The 22,603-nt window shown below is 70.3% G+C and carries 20 protein-coding genes and 1 pseudogene; 8 read left to right on the top strand and 13 right to left on the bottom strand.

Going from position 1 to position 22,603, the window contains the following annotated elements; all coding sequences use genetic code 11:
- Positions 1–37: 37 nt before the first annotated feature.
- The 4 genes from ABZ893_RS04635 to ABZ893_RS04620 all read right to left on the bottom strand — a co-directional run bounded on the left by ABZ893_RS04635 (position 38) and on the right by ABZ893_RS04620 (position 4,507).
- Positions 38–1,441 carry a cytosine permease gene (locus ABZ893_RS04635; RefSeq protein WP_361397692.1) on the bottom strand — a complete coding sequence of 468 codons (1,404 nt, stop codon included), beginning with the start codon at positions 1,439–1,441 and terminating at the stop codon, positions 38–40.
- Between the two features lie 330 nt (positions 1,442–1,771).
- A complete protein-coding gene (locus tag ABZ893_RS04630) occupies positions 1,772–1,972 on the bottom strand; it encodes a YbdD/YjiX family protein (protein WP_361396686.1) in 201 nt (66 codons plus the stop codon).
- Positions 1,969–4,023 carry a carbon starvation CstA family protein gene (locus ABZ893_RS04625; RefSeq protein WP_361397689.1) on the bottom strand — a complete coding sequence of 685 codons (2,055 nt, stop codon included), beginning with the start codon at positions 4,021–4,023 and terminating at the stop codon, positions 1,969–1,971. Before ABZ893_RS04625 ends, ABZ893_RS04630 begins: the two co-directional genes overlap by 4 nt.
- A gap of 181 nt (positions 4,024–4,204) precedes the next feature.
- Entirely contained in the window at positions 4,205–4,507 is a 303-nt protein-coding gene (locus ABZ893_RS04620; RefSeq protein WP_361396683.1) for a DUF3311 domain-containing protein, read from the bottom strand.
- Positions 4,508–4,780: 273 nt separating this feature from the next.
- Between ABZ893_RS04620 and ABZ893_RS04615 the strand changes: the two genes are divergently transcribed.
- Genes ABZ893_RS04615 through ABZ893_RS04605 form a run of 3 tightly spaced genes read left to right on the top strand, consistent with a single transcriptional unit; the run spans position 4,781 to position 7,223 of the window.
- On the top strand, positions 4,781–6,331 hold the full coding sequence (locus ABZ893_RS04615) for a sodium:solute symporter (protein ID WP_361396679.1): 1,551 nt from the start codon (positions 4,781–4,783) through the stop codon (positions 6,329–6,331).
- Positions 6,328–6,966, top strand: coding sequence for a sigma-70 family RNA polymerase sigma factor (locus tag ABZ893_RS04610; protein WP_361396676.1), 639 nt, complete (start codon positions 6,328–6,330; stop codon positions 6,964–6,966). The genes ABZ893_RS04615 and ABZ893_RS04610 overlap by 4 nt, the downstream gene beginning before the upstream one ends.
- Positions 6,963–7,223 (top strand): hypothetical protein, encoded by a 261-nt coding sequence (locus ABZ893_RS04605; protein WP_361396674.1) that lies wholly within the window; start codon positions 6,963–6,965, stop codon positions 7,221–7,223. Before ABZ893_RS04610 ends, ABZ893_RS04605 begins: the two co-directional genes overlap by 4 nt.
- Positions 7,224–7,346: 123 nt before the next feature.
- Here the strand turns inward: ABZ893_RS04605 and ABZ893_RS04600 are convergent, their stop codons facing one another.
- The 4 genes from ABZ893_RS04600 to ABZ893_RS04585 form a co-directional block, all read right to left on the bottom strand.
- A complete protein-coding gene (locus tag ABZ893_RS04600) occupies positions 7,347–8,765 on the bottom strand; it encodes an aminotransferase class V-fold PLP-dependent enzyme (protein WP_361396672.1) in 1,419 nt (472 codons plus the stop codon).
- Positions 8,766–8,787: 22 nt separating this feature from the next.
- Positions 8,788–9,324 (bottom strand): RidA family protein, encoded by a 537-nt coding sequence (locus ABZ893_RS04595; RefSeq protein ID WP_361396669.1) that lies wholly within the window; start codon positions 9,322–9,324, stop codon positions 8,788–8,790.
- 137 nt (positions 9,325–9,461) lie between these two features.
- Positions 9,462–10,115, bottom strand: a complete 654-nt coding sequence (locus ABZ893_RS04590; RefSeq protein WP_361396667.1) for a response regulator transcription factor — start codon at positions 10,113–10,115, stop codon at positions 9,462–9,464.
- The gene (locus ABZ893_RS04585) at positions 10,112–11,236 is read right to left on the bottom strand and encodes a histidine kinase (protein WP_361396664.1); all 1,125 of its coding nucleotides are present in this window, start codon (positions 11,234–11,236) and stop codon (positions 10,112–10,114) included. The genes ABZ893_RS04590 and ABZ893_RS04585 overlap by 4 nt, the downstream gene beginning before the upstream one ends.
- A gap of 195 nt (positions 11,237–11,431) precedes the next feature.
- Between ABZ893_RS04585 and ABZ893_RS04580 the strand changes: the two genes are divergently transcribed.
- Entirely contained in the window at positions 11,432–11,830 is a 399-nt protein-coding gene (locus ABZ893_RS04580; RefSeq protein ID WP_361396662.1) for a DUF6223 family protein, read from the top strand.
- A 6-nt stretch (positions 11,831–11,836) separates the two neighbouring features.
- Here ABZ893_RS04580 and ABZ893_RS04575 read toward each other — a convergent pair whose 3' ends face one another.
- Both ABZ893_RS04575 and ABZ893_RS04570 read right to left on the bottom strand, forming a co-directional pair.
- On the bottom strand, positions 11,837–12,244 hold the full coding sequence (locus ABZ893_RS04575) for a hypothetical protein (protein ID WP_361396660.1): 408 nt from the start codon (positions 12,242–12,244) through the stop codon (positions 11,837–11,839).
- 46 nt (positions 12,245–12,290) lie between these two features.
- Positions 12,291–12,521: pseudogene (locus tag ABZ893_RS04570) on the bottom strand (DoxX family protein); the annotation flags it as partial.
- A gap of 25 nt (positions 12,522–12,546) precedes the next feature.
- Between ABZ893_RS04570 and ABZ893_RS04565 the strand changes: the two are divergent.
- Entirely contained in the window at positions 12,547–12,873 is a 327-nt protein-coding gene (locus ABZ893_RS04565; RefSeq protein WP_361396657.1) for a MarR family transcriptional regulator, read from the top strand.
- Between the two features lie 26 nt (positions 12,874–12,899).
- Here ABZ893_RS04565 and ABZ893_RS04560 read toward each other — a convergent pair whose 3' ends face one another.
- On the bottom strand, positions 12,900–13,832 hold the full coding sequence (locus tag ABZ893_RS04560; protein WP_361396654.1) for a helix-turn-helix transcriptional regulator: 933 nt from the start codon (positions 13,830–13,832) through the stop codon (positions 12,900–12,902).
- A 66-nt stretch (positions 13,833–13,898) separates the two neighbouring features.
- Here ABZ893_RS04560 and ABZ893_RS04555 point away from each other — a divergent pair, with 66 nt between their 5' ends.
- A complete protein-coding gene (locus ABZ893_RS04555; RefSeq protein WP_361396651.1) occupies positions 13,899–15,626 on the top strand; it encodes an AMP-binding protein in 1,728 nt (575 codons plus the stop codon).
- Positions 15,623–17,245 (top strand): AMP-binding protein, encoded by a 1,623-nt coding sequence (locus ABZ893_RS04550; protein WP_361396648.1) that lies wholly within the window; start codon positions 15,623–15,625, stop codon positions 17,243–17,245. Before ABZ893_RS04555 ends, ABZ893_RS04550 begins: the two co-directional genes overlap by 4 nt.
- Before the next feature lie 45 nt (positions 17,246–17,290).
- Here the strand turns inward: ABZ893_RS04550 and ABZ893_RS04545 are convergent, their stop codons facing one another.
- A complete protein-coding gene (locus tag ABZ893_RS04545; protein ID WP_361396645.1) occupies positions 17,291–18,043 on the bottom strand; it encodes a hypothetical protein in 753 nt (250 codons plus the stop codon).
- Between the two features lie 303 nt (positions 18,044–18,346).
- On the opposite strand from ABZ893_RS04545, the gene gcl reads away from it, so the two are divergent.
- Positions 18,347–20,134 (top strand): glyoxylate carboligase, encoded by a 1,788-nt coding sequence (gene gcl, locus ABZ893_RS04540; RefSeq protein ID WP_361396642.1) that lies wholly within the window; start codon positions 18,347–18,349, stop codon positions 20,132–20,134.
- An 855-nt stretch (positions 20,135–20,989) separates the two neighbouring features.
- Here gcl and ABZ893_RS04535 read toward each other — a convergent pair.
- The gene (locus tag ABZ893_RS04535) at positions 20,990–22,447 is read right to left on the bottom strand and encodes a catalase (protein WP_361396639.1); all 1,458 of its coding nucleotides are present in this window, start codon (positions 22,445–22,447) and stop codon (positions 20,990–20,992) included.
- Positions 22,448–22,603: the final 156 nt, after the last annotated feature.

The following is a 22,603-nucleotide window of genomic DNA, read 5'->3' as shown; positions in this document are numbered from 1 at the left end:
GCGCCGGCGGGTTGGGAAAGCAGCAGCCGGTGCCGTCTTACGCTCGGGCCCGGCGGCGATGTGCCCGCATCAGTACGACGTAGGCCGTGGCGGAGACGGTGATTCCGGCGGGCAGGGACAGGTCGAGGCCGCCCGCCGCGCCGGCGATCGGGCCGGTGTACATCGAGGTGTCCAGGCACTGCGAGGCGACGATGGTGCCGAGGAGCAGGGCGGTGACTCCCGCCCAGTTGACGCCGCCGGTGTACCAGTACAGGCCGCCCCGGGACTCGTCCGTCAGCAGGTGGCCGTCGTAGCGGTTGCGGCGCCACAGGATGTCGGCGGCGTAGACCGCGATCGCGGGGCCCATCAGTGCGGCCATCAGTTCGAGGATGCTGCTGACGGTGTCGAGGAAATTGGAGACGAGCAGCGCGTACAGGGTGAGGCCCACGCCGATCGCGCCGTTCACGGCAATGCTGAGGGAGCGGCGGATCCGGACGCCGGCCGCCTGGAGGGCGAGGCCCGAACTGTAGGCGGTCATCGCGTTGTTGGCGATGGCGCCGAGGATGATCGCGAACAGGAACGTCGGCTGGAACCACGGCGGGACGATCGTCGCCAGCGCCTCCTGCGGGTCGGACATGTCGAGCGCGGTCCCGGCCATCACACCGAGCGCGGTGAACAGCACGCCCGGCACGAAGCCACCGAGCGCCGTCCACATCGCGACCGCGCCCCGTGAGGTGGCGCGCGGCAGATAACGCGAGAAGTCCGCGCTGTTGCTGTACGAGAGCGGGGTCGACGCGATGAGCGCGATGCCGCCGGAGAGAGCCGCCCACAGCGCGCCGCCGTGCAGCGGGTGCGCGGGCCGGTAGCCCCACTCGGTGTGGCCCATGACGAACGCGGCGAGGGCCACGAAGATCGCGGTCAGCGCCAGCGTGAAGGGCAGGTACAGCTTCACGATGGTGGCGTGCCCGTAGACGCTGATGGCGAGCGTGATCGCGGCGATGGTCACGATGATCACGGTCGTCATGCCCGTGCCCGCCGGGAAGCCGAGCCGGTCCGCCAGGCTGACGGCGGCGACGGAGGCGGCGGCCCAGTTGAGGGCGAGATAGCAGAGCGAGGCGAACCAGCCGTTCACGGCGATGGCCACCCGGTTTCCCCGGACGCCGAACATCGCCCGGGTGATCACCTCACTGGGCACGCCCGCCGCCGGTCCGCTCACGGCGACCAGGCCGACCAGGGCCCACAGCAGGTTGCCCACCACGATCACGGCGAACGCCTGCCACATGGTGAGCCCGGACAGAACGAGGGCGCCGCCGAGGACCAGGCTGAGATAACTGACGTTCGGCGCCGCCCACACGGCGAACAACTCCCGTGCGCGGCCGCGCCGTTCGTCGTCCGGGATGACGTCGATACCGTGCGTCTCCACGCGACCGGCGGGGTCGGGCGGAGCCGAGGACGGGGTGATCCGTACCGACGTCTGGGTTCGCGGGGATGACACGCAGTCCTCCGAAAGAATGCACGAGGAGCCGACGGATCAGTGGGCGGCATACCCGGTGAACACGTCTATTGGTCGCATATTCAATAGGGGGTGGGGGGTGGCGTCAAGGGTTGTGGCGGATCTTGGCAAGTGCCTTTTCGGCCTGCTGCCCGGCGACGGAGTCCGGTGCCTTCGTGGTTTGCCGCCTAGCCACATCGCCGGCAGGCCGGGATGAAGGCGCCCCCGGGGCGGGGTCGGGATGACCTTGCCCTGGGGGCGCCGGGGTTCCCTAAGCAACGGCGGCTCGGCAACGGCGGCTCAGCAGCAGCGGCTCTGAGGGTTGGCCTCGCGATGCCGGGACCGGTGGCGTTCGTAGGCCCGCCGAGTCGGTACCGGTTCGCCGGGATGCTGCTCCTCGTACCGTCGGCAGTGGCGTTCGTAGTCCGCCGTGCCGGAGATCTCCCTCAGGTACCAGCGGATGCCCCGCAGCAGCCGCGTCAGCGGGTTCAGGGTGCTCACTCCCGTTCGATGCGGCTCGTGGACGCGCCGGCCAGTGTCCTGGAGCGCGGCGCGGGCACGGTGAGGGTGGATTCCACGAACGGGGTCTGTGAGGTCGGCAGTGGCTGCGGCGAGCGCATCGCCCGTACGCAGATCACGGCCGCGTGGCCGATCACGAGCGCGACCAGGACGAGGAAGACGGCCATGATGACGCCGTCCACCGTGGAGTTGAGCACCACCGTCCGCATGTCGTCGAGCGACTTCGCCGGGGGCAGGATCTTCCCGGCGTCGAGCGCGTCCGCGTACAGCTCGCGCTGGGCGAAGAAGCCGATCTTCGGGTTGCTGTCGAAGATCTTCTGCCAGCCGGCGGTGAACGTGACGGCCACGTCCCACGCCAGCGGTACGCCCGTGACCCACGCCCACCGCAGTTTCCCGGCCTTGACGAGCAGGGTCGTGCCCACGGTCAGCGCGATCGCCGCGAGGAGCTGGTTGGCGATGCCGAACAGCGGGAAGAGCTGGTTGATCCCGCCGAGCGGGTCGGTGGCGCCGACGTAGAGGAAGTAGCCCCACAGGCCGGTGATGACGGCGCTGGTGAGCCAGATTCCGGGCTTCCACGTGACCCGGCCGATCGGCTTCCAGACGTTGCCGAGCATGTCCTGGAGCATGAAGCGGCCGACCCGGGTGCCGGCGTCGACCGTGGTGAGGATGAACAGCGCCTCGAACATGATCGCGAAGTGGTACCAGAACGCCTTCATGGCGTGACCGCCGAACACCCGGGAGAAGATGTCGGACATGCCTAGGGCGAGGGTCGGCGCCCCGCCGGTACGGGCGATCAGGGTGTGTTCCTCGACCGAGTGGGCGGCCGCCGCCAGGTCCTGCGGGCTGATGGTGAAACCGAGGCCCGCCACCGCCTGGGAGGCGCTGTCCACCGTCGTGCCGAGCAGGCCGGCCGGGGCGTTCATCGCGTAATACAGGCCGGGGTCGAGCACGGACGCCGCGACCAGCGCCATCACGGCGACGAAGGACTCCATGAGCATCGCGCCGTAGCCGATGAGCCGGACCTGCGACTCCTTCTGGATGAGCTTGGGGGTGGTGCCGGAGGAGACCAGGGCATGGAAGCCGGACAGGGCGCCGCAGGCGATCGTGATGAACAGGAACGGGAAGAGTGCGCCGGCGAAGACGGGGCCGGTGCCCGAGGAGGCGAACGGGGTCACAGCGTCGTTCTTCAGGAGCGGCGCGGTGGCCACGACGCCGACGGCGAGCAGCACGATCGTGCCGATCTTCATGAAGGTCGACAGATAGTCACGCGGGGCAAGAAGCATCCACACCGGCAGCACCGAGGCGACGAACCCGTAGCCGACGAGACAGAAGACCAGCGTGGTCGGCGCCCACGTGAACGTCCCGGCCCAGGACGAGCTCTCGACCCAGCCGCCGCCCGCGATCGCGAACAACAGCAGGACGACACCGATGACGCTGGTCTCGATGACCCGGCCGGGCCGCAGATAGCGCAGGTAGAAGCCCATGAGCAGGGCGATGGGGATCGTCATGGCCACCGAGAAGGTGCCCCACGGCGAGGCCGCGAGCGCGTTGACGACCACGAGGGCGAGCACGGCCAGCAGGATGATCATGATGGCCAGTACGGCGATCAGCGCCGCGGCACCGCCCACCCGGCCGATCTCCTCGCGGGCCATCTGCCCGAGGCTCTTCCCGTCCCGCCGCATGGAGATGAACAGCACCACCATGTCCTGGACGGCTCCGGCGAAGATCACGCCGACGACGATCCAGATCGTGCCCGGCAGGTAACCCATCTGCGCCGCCATGACGGGTCCGACGAGCGGCCCGGCGCCCGCGATGGCGGCGAAGTGATGGCCGAACAGGACGCGCCGGTCGGTGGGCTGGAAGTCGATCCCGTCGTCGAGGCGCTCGGCGGGCGTCGCGCGACGGTCGTCGAGTTCCAGGACCCGGCGGGCGATGAAGCGCGAGTAGAAGCGGTACGCGATCGCGTACGAGCCGAGCGCTGCCACGACCAGCCAGACGGCGGAGATCTCCTCGCCCCTGGACAGCGCGACCATGCCCCAGGCGACGGCGCCGACCACGGCGACGCCCGTCCAGATCAGGATCGTTCTCGGAGTGGGTCTCGCCCTGTGGGCGCCGTTGACGGACACAGTTGCTCCAGGTGTTCGGGGACGACTCTTGCGCGTCTCTGGAAGTGCGTCTCTGGAAGTGCGTCTTGGGAAGCGAGGGGCGGGGGTTCTAGGGGGAGTTGCCCTGGTGGGCCGACTGGTTGACAGGAGATTCCTGCCTCCTGCCGAGCCGCCGGAAGGCCATGGCGCCGACCAGCAGTGCGGCGCCCAGTGGCACCCAGGCCAGCTGGTACCAGTAGAAGAAGGGCCAGCCGAGCAGTCGCGGCTCCGTCCGCATGGACAGGGGCGCGAGCAGCGGACCGATGAACGCCGCCGCGAGACACAACCGGGCTGCGGTGCGTGCCGCGTTGGCGCGGACAGGTGCCTGACGGTCCATCATGTGCCTTGTTTTCAAAGGGCGTTCTTCGGTCATGGCCCGACACCTCCTCTCTTCTCGTCAGGAACGTCGTCCGGGCAGGTGACAGCCCCGCGCGGGGCGCGAATATCCCTTTGTCCGTGGTCTGTTCCTGGGCTGGAATGCGTGCTTCACTCCTCAACGTTCAGGGGCGTTCCTCTCCACGCTGCTGACTGTCCGGCCTGACGACGGCCTCCCGGCGAGGGGTCTGCGTCCGGTAGTTGCGTGTGGGCCCGTGAGGGTTTACCGCGACTCGGCCGGACATCAGGTCATGTCGAGCGTGGAGGATTCATGAGCAACCTCGCCCCTGCGATCACCTGTGCGGCCGTCGTGTGCGTCGCCTCGGTGATCGCGCTGAGGAGCGCCCGCATCACCTCGGGCGGCACCGGGGTCAGGGCGGACCTGGAGGACTGGGCCCTGGCCGACCGCCGGCAGGGCAGCGGTCTCGTCTGGTGCCTGCTCGGAGGCACCGTCTACACCGCGTACACGTTCACGGCCGTGCCCGGTGCGGTCTTCACATCCGGCGGCATCGGCTTCTACGCCCTGCCCTACACGGTGATCATCTGCGCGATCGCCTTCGTTCTGCTGCCCCGCCTCGCGAAGACGGCGCGGGCCCACGGGCACGTCACCGTCGCCGACTTCGTCCGGGTGCGCTACGGATCGCCGCTGCTCGCGCTCGCCGTCGCGCTCACCGGGATCTTCGCGACGATGCCGTACATCGCCCTGCAACTGCTCGGCCTGCGCGCCGTACTCAGCGTGCTGGGCATCGGGGCCGACGGTCTCGCGGGCGACGTGGCGCTCACCGTCGTGTTCGCGGTGCTCGCCGTCTCCACGTACCGGTACGGGCTGCGCGCACCGACCCTCGTATCGGTCGTCAAGGCGGTGCTTGTCGTCGGCTCGACGCTCGCCATCGGCGCCCTCGTCCTCGCCGAACTCGGCTCACCGGCAGACCTGTTCACCCGAGCCGGCGCCGCGTTCGGGGCGGCCGGTGGCACCTCGGCGCTCGTGCCTGACCCCTCGCTGGCGCCGGCATACATCTCCCTCGCCGTCGGCTCGGCGCTCGCTCTGTTCGCCTTTCCGCACGTCCTGATGGTGGCGTTCTCTGCGCGCAACGGCCGCGTACTGCGCCGGTCGTCCGTCACGCTGCACGGCTGGACGGCGATGCTCGCCCTCTTCGCACTGTTCGGCATCGCGGCGCTCGTGTCGGGGGTCCGGCCCCCGCCGGGACGCAGCGAGCTGGCGATCCCGCTGCTCGTCCTCGACCTCGCGCCGGGCTGGGCGGCCGGGCTGCTCCTCGGCGCGATCGTCGTGGCGGCGCTCGTACCGGCGGCGGTGATGTCGATCGGTGCGGCGACACTGTTCGCGCGGAACGTCTACTTGGAGTTCGTCAACCCGACGGCGACGGCGGCCCAAGTGACCCGTATGGCCCGGCTGATGTCGCTGATCGTCAAGGTCGGGGCGCTCGCGTTCGCGCTGGGCGTGCGCGACCAGGCCGCCATCAATCTGCACCTGCTCGGGGCCGTCTGGGTGCTGCAGATCCTGCCGGCGATCGTGCTGGGCCTGCGGCAGCGCACACCCCACCGCATCTCCCTGCTCACCGGCTGGCTCCTCGGCATGGTGGTCGGCACCGTCCTGGTCAACCGCGCAGGCTTCTCCTCCCTGGTCCGCCTCTCGTTCGGCCCGGTGGACGTCCAGGTGTACGCGGGTGTGGTCGGCCTCGCCGTCAACCTCGCGGTCGTCGGCCTCACGAGCCCGCTCCTCGACCGCCTGGGCGTGCCGCGCGGTCTGTCCGGCGTACTCAGACCCACCGGCGTCGCGAGCCGGAACGGGGCGACGTCATGAGAGGAACCGACAAGCCCTGGCACCGGACGGGCGGCCCCGCGACGGCGGTCGGGAACGCTGCCGGAGACCTCGACAGCGGCCACGAACCCTCCCGTGGGCCGGGTGGCGCCGCTGCGGAGCACGAAGCGGGCGTCGACCTGCGGGACGTGGAACGCGAGACGGCGATGATCCGCCTCTTCGACGGCCATCACGCCCAACTGGTGCGCCTGGCCGTGCTGTTGGGAGCCGAGCAGGACGCGGAGGACATCGTGGCCGAGGGGTTCTGTGTGCTGCACAGCCGCTGGTACCGACTGCGTGCGCCGGAGGCGGCACCCGCGTACCTTCGTTCCGTGGTGTGCAATCTCGTGCGGATCCGCATCCGGCGCCTCCAGGTGTCGCGCCGCCATGCGAACGTGGAGCTGTCCCACATCGCCTCCGCCGAGTCGACCGCGCTGCTGCACGAGGACCAGCGGCAGATGGTCGACGCGCTGAAGAACCTGCCCACCCGGCAGCGGGAGGCGCTGGTGCTGCGGTACTGGATGGACCTGAAGGAGCGGGAGATAGCCGAGTCGATGGGGATCAGTGTGGGCGCGGTGAAGTCGCACATCTTCCGCGGTATGCACGCGCTGTCGCAAGCCATGGAGAGCCATCGATGAGTGTGGACGACCCCGAGGCCCGGCTGCGCGACACCCTCGACTCGCTGGCCTCGACCGTGGTGCCCTCCCCGGACGCCTATGCCAAGGCCCGTTCGGAGTGGCAGCGCCGGGACCGGCGCCGGCGCCTGGTCATGCTCGTCCTCGCGGTGGTGATCGTGGCCGTCGCCGACCTGGCGGGCCTGTGGGCGCTGCACTCCCTCGCCGAACCGGCCCGCGCGCCGCGCCACGAGCGGATCGACGTGATCGTCCAGCCCTGATCCGGCCCTGGCCCAGGGCTTGTTCAGCCCTGAGGCGCACACGCCACGGGGCCGCGGGAACAGATCCCGCGGCCCCGTGGCGACCGGCGTGAGCCTCCTGGAGTGAACCTCCCGGAGTGAGCCTCAGCCCATGTCGCCCGACAGCCGCCACATCGCGTCGACGATCCGCTCCACGTCCTCCTTCTGGTGGAAGAGGTGGGTGGACACCCGGACCGCCTGGTGGGACCTGGCCGAGCCGATCACCGGGAAGTCGCTGGTGCGGATCACGATCCCGTACTCGTCCTTGAGCCGCGCGACGAACGCCGTCGTCTTCGCCGCGTCGTAGACGTCAGCCGGGTCGCGGAACGGCGCGAAGGAGGTGAGCGCGCACACCAGACGGGGGTCGTCCTTCGGCGAGTACAGGGACTTCACGCCCCAGCGCTCGACGATCAGCTCCTTCAGATAGCCGGAGAGCCCGAGGACATGGTTCTGGATCCTGTCCCGGCCGATCCGGTCCCAGACCTCGCAGACGTTGGCCACGCCCGCCATGATCGCGAGGCTGCTGTTGCCGATGGTCTGCAGTTTCGAGGCCATGTCGTAGCTCGCCGTCGCCCCGCTCGAGCGCGCCGGCAGACCGGCCTCGGGGTAGCCGCTGGACACCACGGGCCAGAACTCGGGCAGCGGGTTGGGGTTGTAGCGCGGCCGCACCTTGTTGCGGACGTAGAGGACACCCGTGCCACCCGGCCCGCACTGCCACTTCGCGGCAGATCCGGCGAGGAAGTCGACGCCCAGCTCGTTGAAGTTGTACGCCATCATGCCGGGGATGTGCGCACCGTCGACGACGCTGATCAGCCCGTGGTCCTGCGCGAGCTTCGCGAGGAGCTGGATGGGCAGCATGGTGCCGGTCTTGTAGGTGGGCGCGGAGAACACCATGACCTTGGTGCGCGAGGTGATGGCCTTGCGGAACAACTCGACGTAGTCCTCGGCGCGTTGGCCGTTCCCGACCGGCATTTCCACGCGCTTGATCACCACCCCGTGCCGGTCCCGCGCCTCGGCCATGGGCGAGTTGCCGCCGGAGTGTTCATGGTTGGTGGTGAGGATCTCGTCGCCCTCCTTGAGCGCGAGACCGGCCATGATCTTCGCCATGCCGTCGCTCGTGTTGTGCGAGATGGTGACCTCGTCCGGGTCGCACCCGTAGCCGCGGGCCGCCACGGCCCGCACGTCGGAGAAGTCGCTGTAGGCGGAGACCGCGCCGACGGCCACCTCGCGGTGCACCCGGTCGACGGTGTCGAGCACCTCGCGGGGCGGCGACCCGACGGTGCCGACGTTCATGAACAGCACCTTCTTGTCCAGCAGGAACAGGCGCCGTACGGCGTCCCAGTACGCCGGTGAGGACGGCGGCGGCAGCTCGGTGGAGGTCGCACCGGCGGCAGCGGCGGCCGCGGCCGGGGTGACACCGACCGTCCCGAGGCCGACGGACGCGGTACCGGCGCCCAGCAGTCCGACGAATCCGCGCCGGGAGAACCCGGCTTCCTTACGGTTGTTCAGTCTTGGCCCAGCCATGACTTCGTCCCTTCGGTGGTGTTCAGCGGACGGCGATCGCGGAAATCTCGACCTTCGCGTCACGCGGCAGGCGCGCGACCTCGACGGTGGCCCGGGCGGGCGGTGCGGAGGAGTTGAAGAACTCGGCGTAGACAGCGTTGAGGCGGGCGAAGTCGTCCAGGTCGGCGACGTAGACCGTGGTGCTGACCACGTGCTTGGCCGACATGCCTTCGGCCTTCAGCACGGCCTCGACATTGCGCAGCGCCTGCCGTGTCTGGTCCTCGATGGAGGCGCCGGCCGGGATGGCACCCGTCTTCGGGTCGATGGGCAGCTGCCCGGAGACGAAGGTGAGGTTCCCGGCGTTGATCCCCTGCGAGTAGGGCCCGATGGCGGCGGGTGCGTCGGGCGTGACGATGGCCCGGTGCCGGTCGCCCTGGTCGGTCACGGCCGAGGCCGCGCCGACGCCGCCGACCAGGGCGGCCGTCGCGCCCACGGCGACCAGCGTCCGCCGGAACCGGCCGGGCCGGCCGCCCGCGCGGGGAGGTGGGGTGTGGGAATCGGAGTGGTGCGGTGTCGTCACGACTGCCCTCCAGCTCGTCAGCACCTACGCCTGTCCGGCGTGGTGCTGCTTTGTTGCGGGAGCGAGCGGGAAGGTTTACCGGGGTGCGTGGAATCGGGTCGGGCCGACGGGTCTACGGTGCGAGAACCTGGCCAGGTTCAGGGGCTCACCAGGCCGGACTCGTAGGCGAGGACGACCAGTTGGGCCCGGTCCCGCGCGTGGAGTTTGGTCATCGCGCGGTTGAGGTGGGTCTTCGCCGTCATCGGGCTGATCACCATGCGGGCGGCGATCTGGTCGTTGGACAGGCCCTGGGCCACCAGGGCGACCGCCTCGCGTTCGCGGTTGGTCAGTGCCGCGAGGCCCGGGCCGGTGCGGGGGCGGAGCGGCTGGGTGACGTAGCGGTCGATGAGCTTGCGGGTGATCGACGGGGCGAGCAGGGCGTCGCCCCGCGCGGCTACACGTACCGCGTGCAGGAAGTCCTCGGGGACGATGTCCTTCACCAGGAATCCGGCGGCGCCCGCGCGCAGCGCGTCGAAGACGTATTCGTCCAGGCCGTAGTTGGTCAGGATGACGACGTGCACCCCGGCGAGTGCCGGGTCGGCGGCGATGCGGCGGGTCGCCTCGATGCCGTCGACCACCGGCATCTGTACGTCGACGAGTGCGACGTCGGGCAGCTGCTCCCTGGCCAGCGCCACGGCCTCCGCCCCGTCGGCGGCCTCGGCCACCACCTCGATGTCCTCCTCGAGATCGAGGAGCGCGCGGAACCCGCTGCGGACGAGCGGCTGGTCGTCGGCCAGCAGGACACGGATCACGAGGTCCGGTCCACGGGGAGTTCGGCCTGGACCGTGAAGCCGCCTCCGGCGCGCGGTCCGGCTTTCAGCCGCCCGCCGAGGGCGGTGACGCGTTCGCGCATCCCCAGCAGGCCGACGCCGGGCGTGGGGGCGGTGCCCGCCGTCCGGGTGGTCGACCTGCCGTCGTCTTCGACACGTACGGCCAGGGTGTCCGCGCCGTAGTCGATCCGGACCGACGCCGTGGTCACGCCCGCGTGGCGGGCGATGTTGGTGAGCGATTCCTGGACGATCCGGTAGACGGTACGGTCCACGGCGGCCGGTACGTCGTCGCGGCGCCTCTCGATCGCCAGAGTCAGATCCAGTCCCAACGCACGGGCGCTTTCCACCAGTTCGGGCACGTCGTCGAGCCCACGCGGCGGGGCCGTGTCGTCATCACGCAGCGCCTCCAGCGTGGCCCGCAGCTCCCGGACGGCCTCACGTCCCGCCTCCTGGATCGCGAGCAGCGCCTCCGGTACCTCCTCGCCCCGCCTGCGGGCCACATGCACGGCGACCTCGGCCTGCAACTTGATGACCGAGATCTGATGCGTGAGCGAATCGTGCAACTCCCGTGCGATACGCAGCCGTTCCGCGTCCGCCCGCCGTCGCGCGGTCTCCTCGCGGGTCCGTTCGGCCTCGTCCGCCCGTGCCTCGGCCTGCCGCAGGGCCTCGCCGGCGGCGCCGGCCGCGATGAGCCAGGCCAGTTCGAGGGCGCCCCGGGCCCGCGCGAACGCCTCGCCCACGTCGAGCGGGCCCGACACGAGGGCGGCGACGGGCAGCGCGGCCAGCATGGTCAGGCTCACCGCCACGGTGACGGTGCGCTGCCCGGCCCGTACGGCCGCGAACACGGCGAACAGGTACGCGACGGCCGGCACGTCGAACCCGGCCGCCTGATACCCAACCGCACACAGCCCGGTGACGGCCAGCACGGGAACGGAGGCCCGGCGCCGTACGACGAGCGCGAGACCGCCCGCGGCGAGGAGCACGTACCCGAGCAGGTCGAGGACGGCGCCTGAGGGCCGGCCGGACACCCCGGTGACGAGCAGCGTCGCCGCCACCCCGACGGCGATCACCCAGTCCACGACACCGGGCCGTCCTGTACTCATGCGCCGCACCCTAATCGGCGCCACGCGCGGGCGACTCGGGCGCGGGGATGACACCCCGACTACCGCGGACGCAGTACGTTTCCGCCTCCTACGGCAACGGCGGCAGCGAGCAATGTACGCATCCGCCGGACGACGGGAGGCGGTCGCGGCGGACATGCTCGATCCAAGCCCCGCCCTGAAGGAGAAGGAGCCCCCGTGTACATCCCAAAGGCCCTGACGCTGACGGCCACCGCAGCCCTGATCGCCACCTTCATGCTCGCCGAACCAGCCTCCGCCCACCCCCAGTTGCAGTCGGCCGCCGTCGGCGCCTACACCCTGACCGCCGCCCGGCTCTGGGCCACATCGGCCGCGCTGCTGGGGCTGGCGGGCGTGATCGTCGGCGTCCGCGCCCTCCGCCGCGCCGGGAACGGGTCGGTCGTGGCGCTGGCGACGGGCCTGATCGCCACGGTCGTCGGTGCCCTGAACCTCGCCGTGGCCGACGGCGGCCCCGGTACCGGGAACGGAGTGGTCGGCGGAGCCCTGGCCGTACTGCTCGGCCTGCTCGCCATGGAACTCGGCCGCCGGGCCCGCGCCCAGGCCCGCCGCACGACCTGACCCGTGTCAGGCGGCCGGGCCTGGGAGGTGGCCGAGGTGTTTCATGACGCGCTCACGCAGGAGCAGGTACTCCTCCCAGCGCCGAGGCAGAGGCCCCGGCGGGCGCTTGACGGCGCGGGCCGCGGTCACGGTCTGGCCGTCCCGGAACTGCTCGCGCGTCAGGTCGAGTTCGACACCGCTGGGCAGCTGATTCCACCAGTGGAACCCCTGCTGTTCCCCGTCGCGGTGGACCTCGCCGACCACGAGATCGCCGCCGAAGATGTCGTTCACGATCAAAGAGGTGATGTCGCAGTGACCCCATGCCGGATTGGTCGGCTGCCATCCGGCGCGAGCGAGGTCGTCCGGTGAGCACGTGTCGGCGGCCCAACTCGCGTGCAGTGCTTGGTCGATGGCCGACAAGTTCCAAGGCGTCATGCCGTCAGCGTCGCAGCCGTCACTGACATCGGTGGGGCGGGGCAGGTCAGGCGGAAGCTATCCGCAGCACCAGCGCGCCCGCCGCCAGCAGCGTGAGGACGATGACCGGGGCCACCGCGTAGTCCTTCACGCGTACGTGGGAGATCACCGCTCCGATGAAGTACAGCACCAGGCCCGTCGCCGCGGCCATGCCGAGCGGTGCGACGACCAGGCCCGCCAGCAGGCCCAGCGCGCCCGCCGCCTTCGCCGTCGCGAGCCACGGCATCCAGGACTCCGGCGCCGGGCTCCACCCGCGTAACGCCATGACCCTGATGCGACTAGCCCCCGGCGCCACCAGCCAGCGCGAACTGGCCGCCGCCATGGAGGTCGATCCGAGCCAACTCGTCGCCATACTCAACGAGTTGGAGTCGGCGGAGCTGTGTGAACGGCGTCGTGACCCGGCCGACCGGCGGCGCCACATCGTGGAGATCACCCCGGCAGGCCGGGAGGCCCTGGAGCGCGTCGACGAGGCCGTGAGCGAGGCCGAGCGCGAGCTCTTCGGCGACCTCACCGACGCCGAACAGGCCCTGCTCCGGAGTCTGCTCGACCGCGTCGTGGTGGATCCGTCCACCCATGAGTGCGGGGAATAGGCAACGGACATGCCGCGAGGCGGCGCCTACGGCAGCAACCCCGCCCTGCGCGCCGCCACCACCGCCTCCAGGCGCGTGTGTGCCCCCAGCTTGCGCATCGCCGAGCGCAGATAGCTCTTCACCGTCTCCGGGCGCAGCCCCAGCCGTTCTGCCGTGGCCGCGTTCGTCGCGCCCGACGCCACGCACGCCAGCACGTCGACCTCGCGGGGCGTGAGCCCCACGTCCCGTACGCGCGGCGGCGCCGTCGCCGAGGCGAGCCGGCCGCACACCGCGAGCAGTTCCTCCCGCAGCGCGGGGTCCACGACGCGAGGCGCGAGCGCCCGCAGCGCACCGTGCGCCTCCCGGACCTCCTCCCACGCGGCCGAACCGGCCGCGAGACCGCCCGCCGGCCCCCCACCGGCACCCCGAGCACCACCCGCCCGAGCACCACCCGCGCCGGCACCACCTGCCCCCGCGCCGACGGCACCCGCACCCGCCCCAACCCCCGCCGCCGCCAGCAGCGCCCGCACCTCGTCCCGTACCACCAGCGCCTGCTCCACGTCCCGCGCCGCCGCCACCGCCTCGCTCAGCGTGCGGTCGCCCAGCGGCTGGGCGGTGCGCAGGGCCCCGTAGAGGACGCCGCGGACCCGGCGGCGTACGACGACGGGGACCGCCAGCACCGAGAGGAGACCCTCCGCGGCGACCGCCGCGTCGTACTCGTGGCTGATGTGGCGCGAGACCGGGTAGTCCGTGACCGCGCACGGCCGGGACAGGGCGAGCGCCTTACCGCCGAGGCCGTTGCCCGTCGCGATGGAGAGGCCGTGCAGCACGCCCGTCGCCGCGCCGCTCAGCTCACCGATGCGCACCGAGCCGCCCTTGCCCGTCATCAGGCCGCCGAACGCGACGGGCAGCCCCGTGCCCCGCCGCAGCCGCACCAGAGCGGCCCGCATCTCCACCGCGTCGGCCCCGTCTGCGCTCACTCGCCGCGTCCTTCCAATGACCCACCCCCGTCCGGGGGTGGTGAGATCTGCGTCACGGATTACACGATGGCAGGCAAGGTCCGCAACGAGGAGGACACATTGACGACGGAGACGCCCGGTACCGGCCGGGGCCCCACCGAGGAGTTCCGCGCCGCGCGGGACTTCCTGCTCCGGCACGCGGACGACTACCGGGCCGCGTACGACGGCTTCGCCTGGCCCCGGCCCGAGCGCTTCAACTGGGCCCTCGACTGGTTCGACGTCATCGCCGACGGCAACGGCAGGACCGCCCTGCACATCGTCGAGGAGGACGGCCGTGAGGGCCGCTTCACCTTCGACACCATGCGCCGCCGCTCGAACCGGGTCGCGAACTGGCTGCGCGGCCAGGGCGTCGTCGCGGGCGACCGGATCCTCCTGATGCTCGGCAACCAGGTGGAGCTGTGGGAGATCATGCTCGCCGCGATGAAGCTGCGTGCCGTCGTCATCCCCGCGACGCCCCTGCTCGGCCCCGCCGACCTGCGCGACCGCGTCGACCGGGGCCGCGCACGGCACGTCATGGTGCGGCCCGAGGACGTCGGGAAGTTCGCCGAGGTCCCCGGCGACTACACCCGCATCGTGGTCGGCGCGCGGGCCCCGGGCTGGAGCGCGTACGAGGACGCCGACGGCGCCGCCGAGACCTTCGAGCCCGACGGGGTCACCCTCGCGGCCGATCCGCTGCTCCTGTACTTCACGTCCGGCACGACCGCCCGGCCCAAGCTCGTCGAGCACACCCATGTGTCGTATCCCGTGGGGCACTTGGCGACGATGTTCTGGATCGGGCTGCGGCCCGGGGACGTCCATCTGAACATCTCGTCACCCGGCTGGGCCAAGCACGCCTGGTCGAATTTCTTCGCGCCGTGGAACGCGGAGGCGACCGTCTTCCTCTACAACTACACACGCTTCGACGCGGGCCGCCTCATGGAGGTCATGGAGCGCGCGGGCGTCACGTCGTTCTGCGCGCCGCCCACCGTGTGGCGGATGCTCATCCAGGCCGACCTGACGCAGCTCGCGACCCCGCCGCGCGCAGTCGTCGCCGCGGGCGAGCCGCTGAACCCCGAGGTCATCGAGCAGGTGCGGCGCGCCTGGGGCGTCACCATCCGGGACGGCTTCGGGCAGACGGAGACCGCCGTACAGGTCTCCAACAGCCCAGGTCAGGAGCTCAAGACCGGGTCCATGGGGCGCCCCAGTCCCGGCTACAAAGTCGAGCTCCTCGACCCCGTGACCGGCGAGCCCGGCGCGAGCGAGGGCGAGATCAGCCTCGACCTGTCCGCCCGCCCCGTAGGCCTCATGACCGGCTACCACGGTGACCCCGAGCGCACCGCCGAGGCCATGGCCGGCGGCTACTACCGCACCGGCGACATCGGTTCCCGCGACGCGGACGGCTATCTGACCTACGTCGGCCGCGCCGACGACGTCTTCAAGGCTTCCGACTACAAGATCAGCCCGTTCGAGCTGGAGAGCGCGCTCCTCGAACACGAGGCCGTCGCCGAGGCCGCCGTCGTGCCCGCCCCCGACGAGCTGCGCCTCGCCGTCCCGAAGGCGTACATCGTGCTCGCCGAGGGCTTCGAGCCCGGGCCCGGCACCGCGAAGCTCCTGTTCGAGCACTCGCGCGCCGTGCTCGCCCCGTACAAGCGTGTCCGGCGACTGGAGTTCGCCGAACTGCCCAAGACCGTGTCAGGCAAGATCCGGCGCATCGAGCTGCGTGAGCGCACCGCTCAGGGCTCGACCGCCGAATTCCGCGAGGAGGATTTCCGGTGACCGTCGAGCTCGACTCCTACACCCACGGGACGGACCCCGCACCGCTCCTCGGAGACACCATCGGCCGCAACCTCGCCCGGGCCGTGACCGCTTTCCCCGACCGCGACGCCCTCGTCGACATGCCGTCCGGCCGCCGCTGGACCTACGCCCAATTCGGCGCGGACGTCGACGAGTTGGCACGCGGCCTCATGGCCAGGGGTGTGGGCAAGGGAGACCGGGTCGGCATCTGGGCGGTCAACTGCCCCGAGTGGGTCCTCGTGCAGTACGCGACCGCGCGCATCGGCGCGATCATGGTGAACATCAACCCCGCGTACCGCGCCCACGAGCTGGAGTTCGTGCTCAAGCAGGCGGGCGTCTCGCTCCTCGTCGCCTCCACCGAGCACAAGGGCAGCGACTACCGGGCCCTCGTCGGGCAGGTGCGGACGAACTGCCCCGAGCTGCGCGAGACGGTGTTCATCGGCGACCCCGGCTGGGACCTGCTGGCGGCGGCCTCCGCGTCGGTGACCGTCGAACAACTCGCCGCGAGACAGGCCGAGTTGAGCTGTGACGACCCGATCAACATCCAGTACACCTCGGGCACGACCGGCTTCCCCAAGGGAGCCACGCTCTCGCACCACAACATCCTGAACAACGGCTACTGGGTGGGCGAGACCATCGCCTACACCGAGCAGGACCGGGTCTGTCTGCCGGTGCCCTTCTACCACTGCTTCGGCATGGTCATGGGCAACCTCGGAGCCACCTCGCACGGCGCGTGCATCGTGATCCCGGCCCCGTCCTTCGACCCCGTCGCCACCCTGAAGGCCGTCGAAGCCGAGCGCTGCACGTCCCTGTACGGCGTCCCGACGATGTTCATCGCGGAGCTGAACCTCCCCGACTTCCGGGCGTACGACCTGTCGTCCCTGCGCACCGGCATCATGGCGGGCTCCCCGTGCCCCGTCGAGGTCATGAAGCGGGTCGTCGCCGAGATGCACATGGAGGAGGTCTCCATCTGCTACGGCATGACCGAGACCTCGCCGGTGTCCACGCAGACGCGCCGAGACGACGACCTGGAGCGGCGCACCGGCACGGTCGGGCGCGTCCTGCCGCACATCGAGGTCAAGGTCGTCGACCCGGTCACCGGCGTGACGCTGCCGCGCGGCGAGGCCGGCGAGCTGTGCACCCGCGGCTACAGCGTGATGCTCGGCTACTGGGACGAGCCGCAGAAGACGGCCGACGTCATCGACCAGGGCCGCTGGATGCACACCGGCGACCTCGCGGTCCTGCGCGAGGACGGCTACGTCCAGATCGTCGGCCGCATCAAGGACATGATCATCAGGGGCGGCGAGAACATCTACCCGCGCGAGATCGAGGAGTTCCTCTACTCCCACCCGAAGATCGCGGACGTCCAGGTCGTGGGCGTACCCGACGAGCGGTACGGAGAGGTGGTCCTGGCCTGTGTGATCCTCCGCGACCCGCAGGACACGCTCACCCTGGAGGAGCTGCGCGCGTACTGCCACGACCGCCTGGCCCACTACAAGACCCCGTCCCGGCTGACCATCCTGGAGACGTTCCCGATGACGGTGAGCGGCAAGGTCCGCAAGATCGAGCTGCGGGAGAACTACGCGGACGCGCCCGAATGAGGACCCGCTGACCCACTGATCTTCCGAACCCATCGCGGCCGGGGCCTACGCCCCGGCCGCGATCAGTTCGTCGGCCGGGACGTTGACCGGCTGGGGCATACCGGCGAGGTCGAGGACGAAGAGGGGGACGTCGAGTTCGTCGGCTCGGGTGCGGGCGTCCTCGTCGTAGCCGGCGAGGGAGAAGTAGATGCAGACCGGCGCCGACTCGGTCATGCAGGTCAGCCACAGGCACTCCACGTCCCGCAGCGTCGCGGGCCGTACGGACGGCTCGACCTGGACGACGACCCCGCGGGCCGCGAGGCCGATGCCGGACGAGGGGCGCTGGTCGGCGCGGCGGATGTCGCGGTAGCCGAGCCAGCGCAGGTACAGGGCGACGGCGGTCACCGCGTCGCGCGCGCTGCGGATGGGCACCGGCTTGAACGGGGGCCGGGGCGGCGGAGCCGTCGGCGGCAGCGGGATGTGGGCGGGCCCCGGGGGAGTGGCGGGCGTCGGCCAGGCGTGGTCCGCGTCGGATGACGCGTCATGGCTGGGCGCGGGATCGCCCTGGACCGGAACCCGGAGGATCGTGCCGCACGCGCAGCCGAGCTCCGGGCGTGGCCAGCGGTCCCGGCGCCCGCAGGTTTTGCAGCGCACGGTGACCCAGTCGTCGAGCCACGTGCGGTGGGTGACCATCTGGGCGGGCTCGTCGGTCCGCAGCGGAGGTTCGACGGGCGCCCCGCACGCGCACGGATAGACGGGTGGCGCGTACATCTGATCGCGCCGGCAGGCCGGGCATCGCACTTGCACGCTCTGAGTCATGAACTCCCCCGGCATCCTCCCCGGGGTCCGCACCCCGGCTCATGCGATGGCATACCGCCCTTGGGGGCCATGGTGCTCCAAACGGCCCCGATACGGCAGGGGGACGGCGAGAGACCGCTCCAATAGCCGCCCTCTCTCTTGACGGTCGGGGCGCCGCCGCCTACATTGCTTCCATATAGCAGAACCTACTTTCCGCAATGTGGAAATTAGAAGACGCAAACTACGAAGAAGACGACACGGACTCAGAGCTCGCCGCGGGGCGCGACGGGAGCGCGAATCCGACAGCCGAAGCAGGAGAACTCAATGGCTCGCATGACCGCTGCCGACGCGGCAGTTGAGATCCTCAAGCGCGAAGGCGTGACCAACGCGTTCGGCGTGCCGGGTGCCGCCATCAACCCCTTCTACAAGTCCCTCAAGACCGTGGGTGGCATCAACCACACGCTGGCCCGTCACGTCGAGGGCGCGACGCACATGGCCGAGGGCTACACCCGTACCAACCCGGGCAACATCGGTGTCGCCATCGGTACGTCCGGCCCGGCCGGCACCGACATGATCACCGGCCTGTACTCGGCGATCGGTGACTCGATCCCGATCCTGTGCATCACGGGCCAGGCGCCCAGCCACCTCCTGCACAAGGAGGACTTCCAGGCCGTCGACATCGCCTCGATCGCCAAGCCCGTCGCCAAGATGGCCGTCACGGTCCTCGAGGCCGCCCAGGTGCCCGGCGTCTTCCAGCAGGCCTTCCACCTGATGCGTTCCGGCCGTCCCGGCCCGGTCCTCATCGACCTGCCGATCGACGTCCAGCAGACCGAGATCGAGTTCGACCCGGAGACGTACGAGCCGCTGCCGGTCTACAAGCCCGCCGCGACGCGCGCCCAGATCGAGAAGGCGATCCAGTTCCTCGTCGAGTCCGAGCGCCCGCTGATCGTCGCCGGTGGCGGCATCATCAACGCGGACGCCTCCGACCTGCTGGTCGAGTTCGCCGAGATCACCAACACGCCGGTCGTCCCGACCCTCATGGGCTGGGGCACCATCCCGGACGACCACGACCTGAACGCCGGCATGGTCGGTCAGCAGACCGGTCACCGCTACGGCAACGCCACGTTCCTCGAGTCGGACTTCGTCCTCGGCATCGGCAACCGCTGGGCCAACCGTCACACCGGCTACAAGCTGGACGTGTACCGCGAGGGCCGCAAGTTCGTCCACGTCGACATCGAGCCGACCCAGATCGGCAAGATCTTCGCGCCGGACTACGGGATCGCCTCCGACGCCAAGGCCGCCCTCGAGCTGTTCGTCGAGGTCGCCAAGGAGCTCAAGGCCGCGGGCAAGCTCCCCGACCGCTCCGCCTGGGTCGCCTCGCACCTGGAGCGCAAGGGCACGCTGCACCGCCGCACGCACTTCGACAACGTGCCGATGAAGCCGCAGCGCGTCTACGAGGAGATGAACAAGGCGTTCGGGCCCGACACCCGCTACGTCACGACCATCGGCCTCTCCCAGATCGCCGGCGCGCAGATGCTGCACGTCTACAAGCCGCGTCACTGGATCAACTGCGGCCAGGCCGGCCCGCTCGGCTGGACCATCCCGGCCGCGCTCGGTGTCGCCACCGCCGACCCGGAGACCCAGGTCGTCGCGCTGTCCGGTGACTACGACTTCCAGTTCATGATCGAGGAGCTGGCGGTCGGTGCGCAGCACCGCATCCCGTACGTCCACGTCCTGGTCAACAACGCCTACCTGGGCCTGATCCGTCAGGCGCAGATCGGTCTGGACATCAACTTCCAGGTCAACCTGGAGTTCGAGAACCAGAACAGCCCCGAGCTGGGCGTCTACGGCGTCGACCACGTCAAGGTCGCCGAGGGCCTCGGCTGCAAGGCGATCCGCGTCACCGAGCCCGACCAGCTCCTGCCGGCCTTCGAGGAGGCCAAGAAGCTGGCCGCCGAGTACCGCGTCCCGGTCGTCGTCGAGGCCATCCTCGAGCGCATCACGAACATCTCGATGAGCCCGACGGCCGACATCAGCGACGTCCGGGAGTTCGAGGAGCTCGCCACCGAGCCCGGCCACGCGCCGACCGCGATCCGCCCCCTGAAGGGCTGATCCGGCCACTGCCGGCCTAACGGAGGGGCGGTCCACCCGATGGGGGGTGGACCGCCCCTTCGGCGTGTCCGGGGGTGCGTAGGCCCTCTCGGGCGGGGTGGGTGACGCGGCCCTGTGCGGCCCGGAAACGGGCTGTACGTGGGCCAGGGGGACATCGCTACGGTGAGCGCCGGAACGGCTCTTAGACGGGCCGGGAAATGGTTCCCTGCGTAGTCACTTGCAAGGGCAAGAGAACAGCCCCAGACCCGGCGTAAGGGTCTGGGGCTGTTCTCTGTGTGTGTGGGGAGGGAGAGGGGGCAGGGGGCGTGCCTCGCGGCCCGTCCACGCCCGGCTGAGCGCCCTCGGGCAGACGCCTGACCGGGTCCCCCGGACAACGCGAGAGCGCCCCCGCACAACGCGAGAGCGCCCACCAGGCCGATGCCAGAAGTCCGCGGACGCGGACAACGCAAGAACGCCGAGTACGGGACCGTAAACCGTACTCGGCGTTCTTGTTTCCCCCGAGGAAGTGTTCCCCGAAAGGTTTTTCTCCCCGTCCCCCGAAGGGGAGTTGTGGCCGCCCGACGGCACGCGACTGGCGGAACATGCATGCGTGCTACCGGGCGGAGTCCGTGATGTGGCCGGTACCGCGGCGGCCTGCGATGAACCCCGCGGCGTCCCTTCCCTCAGGTCGAAAAGGGAGCCGCCAGGATCTTGACCACCGCACTGGCTCACAGAGCCGCCGCGGACCGTGCCTGTCCGCCCTGGGGCGGACCGCCCGCCTCGCCGTGTGACCACCCCTCATCCGGGTCTGCACAGCGGTGCGGGCATCGCGTACGGGAACCGACCTCCCGTCAGTTCCCGTACGCAGTCTGGGACTTAGTCCTCGCACAGGGCGCGGACCGCTTCCTCGACGCGCTTGCCGTACTCGGCGTCCGCGGCGTGGAAGTGAGCCAGGTTCTTCTCGATCACGTCGTCGCGCGAGACCTGAGAGAGGCCGCCGGCGATGTTGGCGATCAGACGGGACTTCTCGTCGTCCGACATCAGGCGGTACAGCTCACCGGCCTGGTAGAAGTCGTCGTCCTTGGTGTGGGCCGGCGCCTCGTGGGTGCCGGTGTAGCCGGCGACCGCGAGGGGGGCCGACAGGGCGCGGCCGGTCTCGGCGGGACCGTCGTACGAGTTGGGCTCGTAGTTCTTGCGGTCGCGGCCGTAGGCGTTGGACGCCATCAGACCGTCGCGGCCGTAGTTGTCGGCCTTCGACGCCTTGGGGGCGTTGACGGCCAGCTGGGTGTGGTTGACGCCCAGGCGGTAGCGGTGCGCGTCCGCGTAGGCGAACAGGCGGCCCTGGAGCATCTTGTCGGGCGACGGGCCGATGCCGGGCACGAAGTTGTTCGGCGAGAACGCGGCCTGCTCGACCTCGGCGAAGACGTTGTCCGGGTTGCGGTCGAGGACCAGGCGGCCCACGCGCTGCAGCGGGTAGTCCTTGTGCGGCCACACCTTGGTGAGGTCGAACGGGTTGAACTGGTAGTCCGCGGCCTCGGCGGCCGGCATGACCTGGACGTACAGCGTCCAGGACGGGTTGACGCCGCGCTCGATGGCCTGGAGCAGGTCGGTCTGGTGCGAGTTCGGGTCCTTGCCCGCGATCTCGGCGGCCTGCTCGGAGGAGAGCGAGCGGATGCCCTGGTTAGTCTTGAAGTGGTACTTGACGAAGAAGGCCTCGCCCTTGGCGTTCGTCCACTGGTAGGTGTGCGAGCCGTAGCCGTTCATGTGACGGTACGAGGCGGGGATGCCGCGGTCACCCATCAGCCAGGTGATCTGGTGCGTGGCCTCGGGGGCGTGCGCCCAGAAGTCCCAGACGTTGTCCGGCTCCTGCTTGCCCGTGAAGGGGTCGCGCTTCTGCGAGTGGATGAAGTCGGGGAACTTGATCGGGTCCTTGATGAAGAACACCGGGGTGTTGTTGCCGACGAGGTCGTAGTTGCCCTCTTCGGTGTAGAACTTCAGCGCGAAGCCGCGCGGGTCGCGGACCGCGTCCGCGCCACCGAGGTTGTCCGCGACGGTGGAGAAGCGCAGGAACGTCTCGGTGCGCTTGCCGACCTCGCTGAGGAAGTCCGCGTGGGTGAAGCCGGTGACGTCGTCGGTCACCTCGAAGTAGCCGTACGCGCCGGAGCCGCGGGCGTGCACGACACGCTCCGGGATGCGCTCACGGTTGAAGCGGGCGAGCTTCTCCAGAAGGTGCTGGTCCTGGAGCAGGATCGGACCACCGACGCCGGCGGTGGCGGAATTCTGGTTGTCGGCGACAGGGGCGCCGGACTCGGTCGTGAGCACACGCTTCGACATGGTGGCGAGGTGACCTTCCCGTACGGAACTGCTTGCAACTGTTGACGGTTACCGGAGCGTAAAAGGCTCTGAACAGCTGCGTCAACAGTTTGTTGAAGTTAAATCAACAGTTTGTTGAAGTCATGGGCAAAAGGTTCCGGGCCGTGGCGACGCCTG

Source organism: Streptomyces sp. NPDC046821 (assembly GCF_040645335.1).
In the GTDB taxonomy this organism is placed as follows: domain Bacteria; phylum Actinomycetota; class Actinomycetes; order Streptomycetales; family Streptomycetaceae; genus Streptomyces.
The sequence above is the reverse complement of the archived record's forward strand: the minus strand, read 5'-3'. Positions and strand labels throughout refer to the sequence as shown.

Bases quoted from the DNA above. Each gene is read 5' to 3' on its own strand.
- ABZ893_RS04625 (WP_361397689.1), bottom strand. From the start codon at position 4,023: ATGGTCGCGCTGTCCAGGGGCGAGGAGATCTCCGCCGTCTGGCTGGTC.
- ABZ893_RS04620 (WP_361396683.1), bottom strand. From the start codon at position 4,507: ATGACCGAAGAACGCCCTTTGAAAACAAGGCACATGATGGACCGTCAG.
- ABZ893_RS04615 (WP_361396679.1), top strand. From the start codon at position 4,781: ATGAGCAACCTCGCCCCTGCGATCACCTGTGCGGCCGTCGTGTGCGTC.
- ABZ893_RS04610 (WP_361396676.1), top strand. From the start codon at position 6,328: ATGAGAGGAACCGACAAGCCCTGGCACCGGACGGGCGGCCCCGCGACG.
- ABZ893_RS04605 (WP_361396674.1), top strand. From the start codon at position 6,963: ATGAGTGTGGACGACCCCGAGGCCCGGCTGCGCGACACCCTCGACTCG.
- ABZ893_RS04600 (WP_361396672.1), bottom strand. From the start codon at position 8,765: ATGGCTGGGCCAAGACTGAACAACCGTAAGGAAGCCGGGTTCTCCCGG.
- ABZ893_RS04585 (WP_361396664.1), bottom strand. From the start codon at position 11,236: ATGAGTACAGGACGGCCCGGTGTCGTGGACTGGGTGATCGCCGTCGGG.
- ABZ893_RS04575 (WP_361396660.1), bottom strand. From the start codon at position 12,244: ATGACGCCTTGGAACTTGTCGGCCATCGACCAAGCACTGCACGCGAGT.
- ABZ893_RS04565 (WP_361396657.1), top strand. From the start codon at position 12,547: ATGACCCTGATGCGACTAGCCCCCGGCGCCACCAGCCAGCGCGAACTG.
- ABZ893_RS04555 (WP_361396651.1), top strand. From the start codon at position 13,899: ATGGCAGGCAAGGTCCGCAACGAGGAGGACACATTGACGACGGAGACG.
- ABZ893_RS04545 (WP_361396645.1), bottom strand. From the start codon at position 18,043: ATGACTCAGAGCGTGCAAGTGCGATGCCCGGCCTGCCGGCGCGATCAG.
- gcl (WP_361396642.1), top strand. From the start codon at position 18,347: ATGGCTCGCATGACCGCTGCCGACGCGGCAGTTGAGATCCTCAAGCGC.
- ABZ893_RS04535 (WP_361396639.1), bottom strand. From the start codon at position 22,447: ATGTCGAAGCGTGTGCTCACGACCGAGTCCGGCGCCCCTGTCGCCGAC.